This window comes from Cytobacillus pseudoceanisediminis (assembly GCF_023516215.1).
Taxonomy (GTDB): Bacteria; Bacillota; Bacilli; order Bacillales; family Cytobacillaceae; genus Cytobacillus; species Cytobacillus pseudoceanisediminis.
The window spans coordinates 2,730,119-2,742,141 of record NZ_CP097349.1 but is presented as its reverse complement, the minus strand read 5'-3'; the positions used below and the strand labels follow the sequence as shown (position 1 = coordinate 2,742,141).

At 39.9% G+C, this 12,023-nt stretch carries 12 protein-coding genes and 5 pseudogenes; 11 read left to right on the top strand and 6 right to left on the bottom strand.

From position 1 onward, the window contains the following. The first annotated feature begins 118 nt into the window (after window positions 1-118). On the top strand, window positions 119-808 hold the full coding sequence (locus tag M5V91_RS14645; RefSeq protein WP_284521289.1) for an N-acetylmuramoyl-L-alanine amidase: 690 nt from the start codon (window positions 119-121) through the stop codon (window positions 806-808). 37 nt (window positions 809-845) lie between these two features. Here the strand turns inward: M5V91_RS14645 and M5V91_RS30505 are convergent, their stop codons facing one another. Then, on the bottom strand, window positions 846-1,625 hold the full coding sequence (locus M5V91_RS30505; RefSeq protein ID WP_369425878.1) for a M23 family metallopeptidase: 780 nt from the start codon (window positions 1,623-1,625) through the stop codon (window positions 846-848). A gap of 241 nt (window positions 1,626-1,866) precedes the next feature. Between M5V91_RS30505 and M5V91_RS14635 the strand changes: the two genes are divergently transcribed. Continuing rightward, window positions 1,867-2,220 (top strand): hypothetical protein, encoded by a 354-nt coding sequence (locus tag M5V91_RS14635; protein ID WP_284521288.1) that lies wholly within the window; start codon window positions 1,867-1,869, stop codon window positions 2,218-2,220. 42 nt (window positions 2,221-2,262) lie between these two features. Here the strand turns inward: M5V91_RS14635 and M5V91_RS14630 are convergent, their stop codons facing one another. From M5V91_RS14630 to M5V91_RS14620, 3 genes are all read right to left on the bottom strand, one after another. Then, window positions 2,263-2,481, bottom strand: a complete 219-nt coding sequence (locus tag M5V91_RS14630) for a helix-turn-helix domain-containing protein (RefSeq protein WP_284521287.1) — start codon at window positions 2,479-2,481, stop codon at window positions 2,263-2,265. 124 nt (window positions 2,482-2,605) lie between these two features. Beyond that, a complete protein-coding gene (locus M5V91_RS14625; RefSeq protein WP_284521286.1) occupies window positions 2,606-2,872 on the bottom strand; it encodes a hypothetical protein in 267 nt (88 codons plus the stop codon). Further along, window positions 2,869-3,144, bottom strand: coding sequence for an LITAF-like zinc ribbon domain-containing protein (locus M5V91_RS14620; protein WP_284521285.1), 276 nt, complete (start codon window positions 3,142-3,144; stop codon window positions 2,869-2,871). The genes M5V91_RS14625 and M5V91_RS14620 overlap by 4 nt, the downstream gene beginning before the upstream one ends. A 107-nt stretch (window positions 3,145-3,251) precedes the next feature. Here M5V91_RS14620 and M5V91_RS14615 point away from each other — a divergent pair, with 107 nt between their 5' ends. The 3 genes from M5V91_RS14615 to M5V91_RS14605 all read left to right on the top strand — a co-directional run bounded on the left by M5V91_RS14615 (window position 3,252) and on the right by M5V91_RS14605 (window position 4,071). Then, the gene (locus tag M5V91_RS14615) at window positions 3,252-3,440 is read left to right on the top strand and encodes a hypothetical protein (RefSeq protein WP_284521284.1); all 189 of its coding nucleotides are present in this window, start codon (window positions 3,252-3,254) and stop codon (window positions 3,438-3,440) included. 108 nt (window positions 3,441-3,548) lie between these two features. Then, on the top strand, window positions 3,549-3,815 hold the full coding sequence (locus tag M5V91_RS14610) for a hypothetical protein (RefSeq protein WP_284521283.1): 267 nt from the start codon (window positions 3,549-3,551) through the stop codon (window positions 3,813-3,815). 4 nt (window positions 3,816-3,819) lie between these two features. Beyond that, window positions 3,820-4,071, top strand: coding sequence for a hypothetical protein (locus M5V91_RS14605; RefSeq protein WP_284521282.1), 252 nt, complete (start codon window positions 3,820-3,822; stop codon window positions 4,069-4,071). Between the two features lie 47 nt (window positions 4,072-4,118). On the opposite strand, the pseudogene M5V91_RS14600 reads toward M5V91_RS14605, so the two are convergent. After that, window positions 4,119-4,571: pseudogene (locus tag M5V91_RS14600) on the bottom strand (hypothetical protein); the annotation flags it as partial. 249 nt (window positions 4,572-4,820) lie between these two features. Between M5V91_RS14600 and liaF the strand changes: the two are divergent. From liaF to M5V91_RS14585, 3 genes and pseudogenes are all read left to right on the top strand, one after another. Further along, window positions 4,821-5,645, top strand: a complete 825-nt coding sequence (gene liaF / locus M5V91_RS14595; protein ID WP_251174433.1) for a cell wall-active antibiotics response protein LiaF — start codon at window positions 4,821-4,823, stop codon at window positions 5,643-5,645. 6 nt (window positions 5,646-5,651) lie between these two features. Further along, window positions 5,652-6,698 carry a sensor histidine kinase gene (locus tag M5V91_RS14590; RefSeq protein WP_251174432.1) on the top strand — a complete coding sequence of 349 codons (1,047 nt, stop codon included), beginning with the start codon at window positions 5,652-5,654 and terminating at the stop codon, window positions 6,696-6,698. Next, window positions 6,695-7,332, top strand: a pseudogene (locus M5V91_RS14585) (response regulator). The gene M5V91_RS14590 and the pseudogene M5V91_RS14585 overlap by 4 nt, the downstream one beginning before the upstream one ends. 192 nt (window positions 7,333-7,524) lie before the next feature. Here the strand turns inward: M5V91_RS14585 and M5V91_RS14580 are convergent. Next, a pseudogene (locus tag M5V91_RS14580) lies at window positions 7,525-8,036 on the bottom strand (antibiotic biosynthesis monooxygenase family protein). 304 nt (window positions 8,037-8,340) lie between these two features. Here M5V91_RS14580 and hemE point away from each other — a divergent pair. From hemE to hemY, 3 genes and pseudogenes are all read left to right on the top strand, one after another. After that, window positions 8,341-9,386 (top strand): annotated as a pseudogene (hemE, locus tag M5V91_RS14575) (uroporphyrinogen decarboxylase). Window positions 9,387-9,512: 126 nt separating this feature from the next. After that, entirely contained in the window at window positions 9,513-10,445 is a 933-nt protein-coding gene (hemH, locus tag M5V91_RS14570; RefSeq protein WP_009331409.1) for a ferrochelatase, read from the top strand. A 30-nt stretch (window positions 10,446-10,475) separates the two neighbouring features. After that, a pseudogene (hemY, locus tag M5V91_RS14565) lies at window positions 10,476-11,914 on the top strand (protoporphyrinogen oxidase). The last annotated feature ends 109 nt before the right edge of the window (window positions 11,915-12,023 follow it).

Sequence of the window (12,023 nt, the reverse complement as noted above, 5' to 3'; positions counted from 1 at the left end):
CTTCAGGGGTGGCTTTTCTTATGTCTTGAAAGGGGTGATTGTCATGTAGGAATGAAGGACAGGAGTACAAGCAGTTAAATATTAACGGGAATAAAAATAATATTAGAGGTGATTAAACATGGTAAAAGTATTTATTGATCCAGGACACGGCGGAACAGATCCAGGTGCAGTTGGAAACGGACTACAGGAAAAGAATTTAACACTTCAGATTGCTACACGTATTAAGGATATTTTGACCCTTGAATATGATAATGTTTCAATTCAAATGAGTCGTACTGGAGATCAGACTGTTTCCTTATCTGAACGTACAAACGCAGCCAATGTATGGGGAGCTGATTTCTTATTGTCAGTTCATATTAACGCAGGCGGCGGTACAGGATATGAAGATTATGTTTACCCAGGAGTAGGGGCGCCTACAACGACTTACCAAAATAACATCCATTCAGAGGTAATTAAGCTCGTAGATTTCTATGATAGAGGTAAGAAGCAGGCTGATTTTCATATGTTAAGGGAATCTGCAATGCCGGCCCTCTTAACGGAAAATGGATTTATCGATAATGCCAATGATGCAGCTAAATTAAAATCAAGTACCTTTATTGAAAATCTTGCCCGCGGCCATGTGAATGGGATTGTGAAATGCTTTAATCTTTCTAAGAAGAACTCAGCAGTCTATCACACTGTTGTCTCTGGTGATACTGTTTATTCTCTAAGCAGAACTTACGGTAGTTCAATTCAGCAGATTAGAGATTGGAATAATCTAGATGCAAATTACACTATTTATGTAGGGCAAGTGCTTCGTGTAAAATAAATATAGAAAGCCCTTCTCATTGAGAAGGGCTTTAATTTTATTCGCCATAGTATTCTTTTAAGGCATCTTTTCTCCATTGTGAAGGTGTTTCATACTTAACGTAGCCTGCCATATTTGTTACATAGTAGCCTCCACCAACACTATATTGGCCGCCATGTTTGTCGTCATACCCATAAACACGGTAAACTTCAGCAGGGTTTAATCCTCTAGCATAAGTGAGACTACCATCTGCCTCGCGTTTCCATAGCTTAATAGGTTTTAAGATTGTTAAACGACCAACCTGGCCTTTATTCATCATTAAGCCATCCCAACAAATATCTGAAGTAGTTGAGTCTGGAAGCAATGGAATTGGATTCACTGCGTTGGATTTTGATCCATTCCATAAGCCACTGTGAGTTTCAAAATGTAAATGCTGACCAGAAGAATCCCCGGTGTTACCCATATAGCCAATTTGCTGTGAGGGGCTTACGACATCTCCTTTTTTTACCGAGAAGCTCGATAAGTGAGCATAAACTGTTTCTGCTGTCCCACCCCTGTGCTCAATCATTACCACATTACCATAGCTAGAACTATTATACGCCTCTGAGACAATTCCAGCGTATGCAGCTCTTACAGGAACAGAACCGGACTTTGCAATGTCAATACCATAGTGAAAGCCACCTGATCTATTCCCGAATCCTGATGTCAAAGTTCCTTGAGCTGGCCAAATATAAGGTTGACAAGAGTTCCCCGCAGCTTTTGTAGGGGTAGTAATTCCTAAAGATGTAACAAATAAAATCAAAGTTACTGCCATAAGTAAAAATCGTTTGTTCAACATTATGCATCTCCTAAAATTATGTATTTTGCAACAGTGAAAATATTACATTAATTACAAAAATATGTATCTAGTAAATTTGTACTAATTTGGAATAATATAGCGAAATATGTAAAATAAAAACCAAAAAAGTGATACTATATAGACAACTTAAGAGTGATGGGAAAGACCTAAGGTGAGGAAAAAAGACTTTTAATCTATGTTACTTTTATTAAATTAAATTATTTGAATGGGGAGTAGGGAAATGAGAAAAAAATTTTTAATGTTTATCGGAGTAATTTTAATAGTATTTACAATGGCAACTTCGGCCTATGCTAATAGCACCTATGTTTTGTTGACAAAAGGTATGGTGCAAAGTATCTCGAAGAACCCACTATATGTTAGAGCAGGACATGATTTACATGTGAAAGTTACATCAACAAACTTGCCGGTTTCATATAGAGTAATCGATAGTAATATGAAATTAATTACAAGTGGGACGGTAACTGATTCCACTCCAAAAGCATATTCTCGCGGGGTGCCTGAAGGGAATTACTTTTTAATTTTAAAATGTGAGGTTGACGATTTATGCAGTGCTTCAGGAGCTCTCAATGATTAAATAAAGGAAATAGTAAAAAGCCCTTCTCACTCGAGAGGGGCTTTAGTATATTACATCTTTTATTTTCTCCACGGGTACTCCATAATATCTCGCCAACTTTTCAAGGTCCTCCAGGGAGGGATTAATTTTGTTACATTCGTAGTAACTGAGTTTTCTATTATAAATCCCAGTAGCTTCTGCTACTTCTTTTTGAGTCTTGTTCTTTTCGAACCTTAACATTCTTAAATTGATACCTATGCTTCCATACATGTTATCACCCAATAATTATTTCGGCTAGAATTACCTGACTTTAAGCCAGCAGGCAATATAAAAAGCCCAATCCGAAGAAAGGGCTTATCTAGTCATAGCAACATCAATGTTGCAAAATCATTATAGAATATAAAGATTAAAACGGCAAATTATCTTCCGGTAATACCGGCTCAATTTCTCTGACTATCTGTGTTATATCATTTTTCTCATTCCAGATTACTTCTTCAATAATTGTATCTCTCTGGCCAGTTTCCTTTTTCTGCTGCTGGATCCATTCAAAAGCGACTACTGCAACCGCAAAACCCGGGTCTTTCTTAAATTCGCTATCCTTCACATGAAACTCTCCGTTTCTAAATCCGCGGTTACCCTCCACATTTAGGATTGTTTGGATTACTACTTTCATTGCCCAATAGCCTTTAGATAGTCATCATATGTATTATCGTTCACTTTAAAATCATGCTTACATTCCTGGCAACGAAAGATAAGTCTCTTCTTAGAGTGTTTCATTACAAAGGCAGAAATGATTAAAATTATTCCGATTGGAATTCCAATGATCGTAACACAAGCCAATATTCCTAAAGTAAGCATACTTTTAAATGCAGATGCCGTACTTTTCACCTTATTTTCTCCGCATTGAGGACAGTGGATGATTTGCTGACCTTTTGTTTCGTTCATTTATACTCCTCCTATTTTTCTAAAATAAACCATTTTTTATTTCATATTAGCATAATTAGATCATACCGGTCATACCTTTTATTTAAGAGCAGGAGGGAGGTGTGGCAATGAGCGGCAATAAAATCAGGAAGTCAGTTTCATTCAATATTACAAATGATCTCGATAACCAAATGTTAAGTCACATTGAAAAAATCAATTTCTCTGGATACGTGAAAGAACTGATTGCAGCTGACATGTTGAAAAGGCAACAAGATTTAAAAATTGTAAAAAAACTTCTAATGGTGGTATCAAAATAGTGGTGGGAGGGTAGCAGTCATACCTACTCCCCCACCAATCCCATTTGGTACACTGTAACACGGTTGTCATTGTCAATTGTCATTCCGATTGGAAGGGAGGTTTGAGTCATGATTGAAGGGAAGTGTCTAGGTGGAAAGAAAATTAACCGAGTGAATGTGTCGATGACAAACAAACAACATCAAAAATTGAACAAGTTGGCCACAGCATGTAACATGCGCCCCACCTCTCTTGCTTGTTTGCTTATTGAGAAGAGTTTGAATAATATTCAGCTGGTATCGGAATTGCAACGGGAATTCGCTATACACACAGCTTATAGAGTGCTGCCAATCAGCCGGCAAGGTGAAATTGAATATGTTTTAAATGAAAGGAGATAAGCGAATGGAATGGATTAGTTTCGGGACTGGGTTAATGGCAGCCGCCATGGCATTTGCGTTATTTTCTAACTCACAAGAGGAAGATGAACTCGATGAAGAAATAGTGGAAGATGATCTTGTTATTAATGGAGCTCCCGGTCGCCATGTAACACTGTCATGCCAGACGTGCCGAAAATTGAAAAAACATAAAGAAATCAAGTCTAATCTATATCAATGTTGTAAATGCAAAAGACATGTTGATCTTAGAGCCTCTTAATTTAATTCCTCCTATTATAATCTGCGTAATATTAGTTCCCCTTTGTAGGCGTTCGCTACGCCCAAAGCAGGCAATCCAACCCGGATGGCTACTGGGAGAAGTACTGCTCCCATTAATGCAACTGCAGGAGATGGCCAAAAAAACCATGAGATGACCATCATCAAAATCCCAATAGTCCAATAGGCGAGCGCTGGTGTCCTGATTAATTTGGTAAAAGGAGAGATCATGACATCATTGATTCCAGTTATGGTCAGTGTCCGGCTCATGGCGACAATTATCGAAATGACCAGTATGGTGGAAAGGAGTTCTGTAATGGCAAAAATAAAACTGGTAAAAATACTGCTGACTGAACTGCTTAAGGAGCCGGTAGCCGTTATGGCAATTAAAAAGATGCCTGCAATACAGACAAGGGTTGTATCTCTCCGCATAATCATGAAACCAATAATTAACAGAATAAAAAGAACATAAATCCAATGGATGGCTGTAAGTTCAACTCCCATCTATTTTCCCCCTTTCATAATTCCATAGAGAAGCGCCGATTTAGGCGAATCACCCGATTTGGAATGTAGTACAGAATATGATGGGAAGAAATAAATGGTGATATGAATTGCATCCGTCCGGAGGCGGAGGCTGAACCACTCTGCGGAATGTTTCGGTAAAACAGCTGAGTGATAAAATGAATATATTGAAGGAAAAGGTTTCTATTTTAGCGAATACAAGAATAGGAGAAAAGAAGGAAGGGAACGCCTATGAGATACAGGTCAGTTAATCAGATCATCTTCGCGGTAACTTTATCAGCAGTTGGAGTTTTGCTTCTCCTTATGAACATAGGTGTCATTTCCTTGGAAATAAAAGAGGTATTTGTCGTAATTTACCCCTTTATTTTATTGGCTGCAGGACTCCATTACCTGCTGTCATACATGTTGAAGAAAAGCCGGAGCGGAATGTTTCCCGGGTTATTTCTAATAGTATTTTCTTTTCTATTAATCCTTGATCGTTTTGAAGTAACTGAATTTAGGTTTATGGAAATATGGAAACTTTGGCCCCTGTTCCTTATTTTTTTCGGCATTAATATTTTATTGAAACGAGATCGTTTGAAGATTCATTTTGAACAGGATTTCCCAGCGGATATATATGAAAAAAACAAGGGTGCAGCGGAGAAGAAGGTTATTAATATATCAAAATACGAAAGCCCGCAGCCGCTTAAAAATATAAGAGGTTTTTCGATTGGCGATGTGGATTTTAAACAGCCAAATTGGTCTCTGGAGCCAATGGATTTATATACAATGATCGGTGATTATTTTATTGATTTCAGCAAGGCCTTCATCCCGGAGAAAGAGACATCTGTCATTGTAAGAGGGTGGATTGGGGATGTAAAAATGATCATTCCTGAAAACATTCCCGTGATGATCCAGTCAAATATTAATATAGGGGACATTCGCATTTTTGATCAAAAGACAGGTGACATTAACCGCAGTCTTCAATATAAGTCGCCCGGTTACGATGAAGCATCAAGAAAGCTGAGAATCGCTGTACAAGTAAAAATTGGATCCATCCGGATCGATAAAGTATAGGGGTATATGATGAGAAAAGCCGGGATCAGGTATTGGTTTGTACAGAGTTTTATTATGATGGCCATTATAAGTTCATTAATCTTTTTTGTCGGATTACAGGTGTATCTATTTTATAATCCTGAATCGCCAATGACGATAAAGAGCACCTTCTCGCTTTTTTTGTATGCTTTAACCATTTTACTTCTTACAGGAGCCTACTTTGGACTTAAGGGCAGCTACTTAATTAAAGGCAGGCTCGGTGATATTTTATTATTTGTTTCAACATTAAGGAGCGGCAAGTATGCTGATCGGATGGAATCCTATGAAAAAGATGAGATAGGGTTAATTTCAGATGAACTGAATCAGCTGGCGGAAAATATCCAGGAGCAGGTTTTTTCCATGCAGCGGCTAGCTGATGAAAAGTCTATCCTGGCACAAACAGCCCATTCAGCTGCTGTGATGGAAGAGAGACAGCGCCTGGCAAGGGATCTGCATGATGTAGTGAGCCAGCAGCTTTTCGCTTTGAGTATGATGTCTTCAGCTGCCCTAAGAGTTTTCGATTTAGATAGCGACAAAGCAAGAGAGCAGTTAAATGAAATCTCTCAAATCGCTGCGAAAGCGCAGGGGGAAATGAGGGCGCTTCTTCTCCATTTGAGACCCGTGCAGCTGAGTGATGACAGGCTATGCGATGGAATTATTAAGCTGATACAGGAGTTAAAGGCAAAGACAAACATCGATTTTAATGCAAGCATTGATGAGATTGAAAATCTTTCAAAAGCAGCGGAAGAGCATTTGTTTCGGATTGTGCAGGAAGCCCTATCCAATGTACTCCGCCATGCTGATGCAGGGAATATAAAAATAACCTTAACGGAAGAAGAAGATTACATTTATCTTTTTATTGCTGATAATGGAAAAGGCTTTAATCCTCATAAAGAGAGGATCACCTCCTATGGGCTGAAGACAATGAGGGAACGCTGTGAAGAAGTTGGAGGAATATTCAAAATACGTTCTAAGAAAAATGAAGGAACCTATATAGATATTAAAATTCCGGCAAAAGGGGAGAGGCTGAAATGATCAGTGTTGCTGTAGTGGATGATCATGAAATGGTAAGAAAAGGCATTATATCTTATTTGGCAACGGAAGCTGGAATAAAGGTAATTGGGGAAGCAGAAAGCGGAAATGAAGCTGTAAAGCTTGTACTCAATGAACGGCCGGAAATCGTTCTGATGGATCTGCTGATGGAAAATGGGAACGGAATTGAAGCCACAAGGGAGATTTTAAAAAGCTATCCTGGGTGCAAAATTATAATCATAACCAGCTATTACGATGATGAACAAGTTTTCCCGGCAATTGAAGCGGGTGCGTTCAGCTATATGCTTAAAACAGCAAATGCTGCCGAGGTTGTGAATGCAATTAAGAAAGCTGCACAAGGAGATTCCGTTATTGAATCAAAGGTTGCGGGGAAAATGGTAAGCCGTTTTAGAGAAAAAGAAAAAAGCCTCACGATGATTTAACTGAAAGGGAGTTTGATGTTCTGCTCTGCATTGGGGAAGGGATGACAAACCAGGAAATCAGTGAGGAATTGTTCATTGGCATCAAAACAGTCAAAACACACGTAAGCAATATCCTCAGTAAACTGGGTGTGACTGACCGTACTCAGGCAGCAGTTTATGCCAATCGAAATGGCATAATTAAAAGACAGGCATAGAGAAGGATGAGCTGCTGCAGCTCATCCTTTATTAAATTAAAAGAATGTATGAATTCTTAAGTTAGATAATTGTCTAGCTCCAGCGCCTACCCCCTCGAGGTCACAAGCCAATCCTCCCAAAAAGGCAAAGGACGCCTTTCCGGAAGGCTCGTCTTGTGCTTGTCGGGGGTGGGCTAGGCGCTTCCGCTTTTCTTATTTCTCTTCTTCAGGGATATAATATTGGGTCACATATGAAGGGCTGGAGAATATATTCGGTGTCTTATCGATGCCGCTTTCCGTCCCGCGTTTTTCATGTGCTTTTTCATATGCTTTGGAATTCTGCCAGTTCTTAAAGGATTTTTCATCCTTCCATAGTGTTAGAATGATATATGTGTTTGATTCAAGTGGCCGCAGAACCCGGATGGCAATAAATCCCGGTTCATTTTCAATAAGTCCTGCCCTGTTTTTAAACCGGTGGTCAAAAAGCGGCCTGCCTTCATCTGTAACAGGTATATTATTCAGAACTGCAAATCCTGCATCATTGAATGTACCGGAAGAATCAATTACTTCATAGGAACGAGGTTCTTTAAAGATGGAGGCTCCTGCTGTTTCATGGATTAATAAGGCACTTTCAGTATTCTGCATTGCAACCATGTTTTCATTGGAGTGCTTTTTTCAATTTTTTTCAAAAAATCGTAAGTTCCTCTTGCCATATATATCTTCATTTTTTCTCACTCCACTTGGAAAAGTTTATAGTGTTTTTTGAAAGTCATTTCAGTGAAAATATCATGCTGTTAAACATTTCATTCATTAATTGAAAAATTTTATGAGCTAATATCCTTACAATCTTTAATTTTCCCTTATTTAGATAGTTAAAAACGTCAATTTTTTGACATTTGTCCTTCAAATCTATACAAAAACAGAGAAAAAAGGATATAGTCATAAAGGATAGATACTGGCGATTTCTAATTTTGGTATATATATATTACAATAATACGCAGACAAGTCTTGAAAGGTGGATAAAATTTAATGACGAACTCATTTAACGATACATTTCTGAAGGCAGCGAGGGGGAACAGACAGATTATGTTCCTGTTTGGTATATGCGCCAGGCTGGCCGTTCGCAACCGGAATATAGAGCGATAAAAGAAAAATACTCCCTATTTGAAATTACACACCAGCCTGAGCTTTGTGCCTATGTTACTAGGCTGCCGGTAGAGCAATATAACAATGATGCTGCCATTCTTTATAAAGATATTATGTCACCTCTTCCTGCCCTTGGGGTTGATGTGGAAATTAAATCAGGAATCGGCCCTGTTATTTCAAATCCTATCCGTTCCATAGCGGATGTAGAAAAGCTTGGGGAAATCAATCCGGAAGAGGACGTTCCATATGTCCTGGAGACTATTAAGCTTCTTACTCAAGAGCAGTTGACTGTGCCTCTAATCGGTTTTGCAGGGGCTCCATTTACTATTGCCAGCTATATGATTGAAGGCGGACCATCTAAGAATTACAACAAAACGAAAGCATTCATGTATGCAGAACCTAAAGCCTGGTTTGCTTTAATGGATAAACTTGGGGAAATGACTATTACATATGTGAAATCCCAGGTCAAAGCAGGTGCGAAAGCTATCCAGATTTTCGATTCATGGGTTGGCGCCTTAAATGTGGAGGATTACCGCTATTTTATTAAGCCTGTAATGAATCGTATTTTCTCTGCCTTAAAAGAAGAGAATGTTCCGCTGATCATGTTCGGTGTAGGCGCAAGCCACCTGGCATTGGAGTGGCATGATCTGCCGCTTGATGTAGTTGGGCTGGATTGGAGACTTCCGATTCAGGAAGCAAGGGCAAAAGGCATCACCAAAACAGTCCAGGGCAATCTTGATCCGGCTATTCTCCTTGCACCATGGGAGGTTATAGAGGAAAGAGCAAAAGCTATTCTCGATCAGGGAATGGCCCAGCCTGGTTATGTATTTAATCTTGGGCATGGTGTTTTCCCGGAGGTTAATCCGGACACATTAAAGAAATTAACTGCTTTTATTCATGAGTACTCTGCTTCCAAACTAAACAAGTAACCTTTAGGACAGCTTTGAGCAATGTCTGGTAAACCGATTGGCACATTGCTTGAGCATTAGTTTTGGTAATCAATTTAATTTTTGGCACAATAAGGACTGGAGACAAAACTATTTGAGGTGGAAGACATGGGTAAAAAGACAGTTGGTTTACTTGTAATGGCTTATGGAACTCCCTATAAGGAAGAAGACATTGAGCGTTACTATACACATATCCGCAGGGGAAGAAAGCCTTCTGAGGAAATGCTTGAAGATTTAAGAAGCAGATATGAAGCGATTGGCGGAATATCACCGCTTGCAGAAATTACTAAAGATCAGGCTGAAAAACTTGAACAGCATTTAAATGAAATTCAGGACGATTATGAATTCAAAATGTATTTAGGATTAAAACATATTGAACCTTTCGTAGAAGATGCAGTTAGACAAATGCATGAGGATGGGATTGAAGAGGCTGTCAGCATTGTTCTTGCACCTCATTTCTCAACCTTTAGTGTAAAATCATATAACGGCAGAGCCAAAGAAGAGGCTGAAAAGCTTGGCGGTCCTGTTATAAAATCAGTTGAAAGCTGGTATAAAGAGCCTAAGTTTATCAAATATTGGGCTGATCGTGTAAAGGAAACATTCGATAAAATGCCTGCTGAAGAAAAAGATTCAGCTGTGTTAATTGTTTCTGCACACAGTTTGCCGGAAAAGATTCTGCAATCAGGGGATCCATATCCGCATCAGCTGCAGGAAACAGCTGACCTGATTGCCGTACAGGCTGGCGTCAAAAACTATGCCGTTGGCTGGCAAAGTGCAGGAAACACACCTGAACCATGGCTTGGTCCTGATGTGCAGGATTTGACAAGGGACCTATATGAAAACAAGAGCTACAAGGCATTTGTGTATGCTCCTGTCGGCTTTGTTTCAGATCATCTTGAAGTGCTGTACGACAATGACTATGAATGCAAAGTTGTCACTGATGAGCTTGGTGCAAGCTATTACCGTCCAGAAATGCCAAATTCACAGCCAGAGTTTATTGATGCGATGTCTGATGCCATTTTTAAGTTGCTGAATAGATAAGCAAAAAATTAGAAAAGAAGGCGATTTACCGTGCAGGGAGAGAGACAGAAAGTTGTTGTTGCCGGAGGGGAATTACTGGTCTTGCTGCAGCTTACTATCTGCAGAAGGAAGCCAAAGAAAAAGGAATGGCCCTGGATGTTAAGCTCATAGAAGCTTCACATCGTCTTGGCGGCAAGATTCAAACAATAACACGAGACGGTTTTGTGATCGAAAGAGGACCAGATTCCTTTCTGGCCCGTAAACAAAGTGCGTCCCGGCTTGCCAATGAAGCAGGGCTGGAAAAAGATCTTGTGAGAAATACATCCGGTAAGTCCTACGTTCTTGTAAGACAGCGCCTATTTCCAATGCCGGGCGGATCAATCATGGGCATTCCTACACAAATTGCTCCCTTTATTACAACCGGCTTATTCTCTCCCGCAGGGAAGGCAAGGGCTGCGGCAGATTTTGTGCTGCCGCGCTCCGCTTCTTCCAATGATCAGTCACTGGGTGCCTTTTTCAGGAGAAGGCTTGGTGACGAAGTTGTCGATAATTTGATTGAACCGCTTCTTTCTGGCATTTATGCTGGCGATATTGATCAATTAAGCCTTATGGCCACCTTCCCGCAGTTTTATCAGGTTGAGCAGAAGTATAGAAGTTTAATTCTGGGAATGAAGAAGTCCACAGGCTCTCACCCGAAACAAGCCGCAAATCGCAAAAGCAAAGAAGGGATGTTCCTTACTTTCAAATCGGGGCTTCAATCGCTTGTCGATGCCCTAGAGAGCAAGCTTGAACCTGGAACTGTACTAAAAGGCCATCGAATTGAATCGATCAAGAAGACTGGCAGAAGCTATACAGTTGAAATGAATGGCGGAGAAAACCTTCAGGCAGATTGCATGGTTATGGCTGTTCCCCACCATGCTCTGTGCAGCATTTTCTCTGGCTGGGGACTTTTTGGGCAGTTCAAAGACATGCCTTCCACTTCTGTGGCAACTGTAGCGCTGGCTTTTCCTGAGCAAGCGATTGAAAGGGATATTGACGGAACCGGTTTTGTTGTTTCACGCCATAGTGATTACACCATTACTGCATGTACCTGGACACATAAGAAATGGCCTCATTCGACCCCCAAAGGAAAAGTGCTTCTGCGCTGTTACGTTGGCAAAGCCGGTGATGAAGCAGTGGTGGATCTGTCAGATGACCAAATTGTTAAAGTTGTACTTGATGATTTAAATAAAACAATGAATATTAAAATGAATCCGGACTTTGTTTATGTAACAAGATGGAAGGATTCAATGCCACAGTATACTGTAGGACATAAAGAACGCGTCGGGCTGGCAAAGAAACAGGCACAGGAAAAGCTGCCGGGCATTTTTCTGGCAGGAAGTTCATTTGAAGGTCTTGGCGTTCCTGACTGCATAGATCAGGCAGAAGAGGCAGTTCGAAATGCAGTTGAATACTTGCAAAGCAACAAGCAAAAAGCTGTCCGTGTGTGACAGCTTTTTATATTGGATCATTTCAGCTTGCTTTTTCATTTAGAGTATGGTAAATTTCTTTTTGTACTAATGACCAAATTGTTCATTTAGTCATTTTCTAAAGAGGTGA

Bases quoted from the DNA above. Each gene is read 5' to 3' on its own strand.
- M5V91_RS30505 (WP_369425878.1), bottom strand. From the start codon at position 1,625: ATGTTGAACAAACGATTTTTACTTATGGCAGTAACTTTGATTTTATTT.
- M5V91_RS14635 (WP_284521288.1), top strand. From the start codon at position 1,867: ATGAGAAAAAAATTTTTAATGTTTATCGGAGTAATTTTAATAGTATTT.
- M5V91_RS14625 (WP_284521286.1), bottom strand. From the start codon at position 2,872: ATGAAAGTAGTAATCCAAACAATCCTAAATGTGGAGGGTAACCGCGGA.
- M5V91_RS14620 (WP_284521285.1), bottom strand. From the start codon at position 3,144: ATGAACGAAACAAAAGGTCAGCAAATCATCCACTGTCCTCAATGCGGA.
- M5V91_RS14605 (WP_284521282.1), top strand. From the start codon at position 3,820: ATGGAATGGATTAGTTTCGGGACTGGGTTAATGGCAGCCGCCATGGCA.
- M5V91_RS14590 (WP_251174432.1), top strand. From the start codon at position 5,652: ATGATGAGAAAAGCCGGGATCAGGTATTGGTTTGTACAGAGTTTTATT.
- liaF (WP_251174433.1), top strand. From the start codon at position 4,821: ATGAGATACAGGTCAGTTAATCAGATCATCTTCGCGGTAACTTTATCA.
- M5V91_RS14645 (WP_284521289.1), top strand. From the start codon at position 119: ATGGTAAAAGTATTTATTGATCCAGGACACGGCGGAACAGATCCAGGT.
- hemH (WP_009331409.1), top strand. From the start codon at position 9,513: ATGGGTAAAAAGACAGTTGGTTTACTTGTAATGGCTTATGGAACTCCC.
- M5V91_RS14615 (WP_284521284.1), top strand. From the start codon at position 3,252: ATGAGCGGCAATAAAATCAGGAAGTCAGTTTCATTCAATATTACAAAT.
- M5V91_RS14610 (WP_284521283.1), top strand. From the start codon at position 3,549: ATGATTGAAGGGAAGTGTCTAGGTGGAAAGAAAATTAACCGAGTGAAT.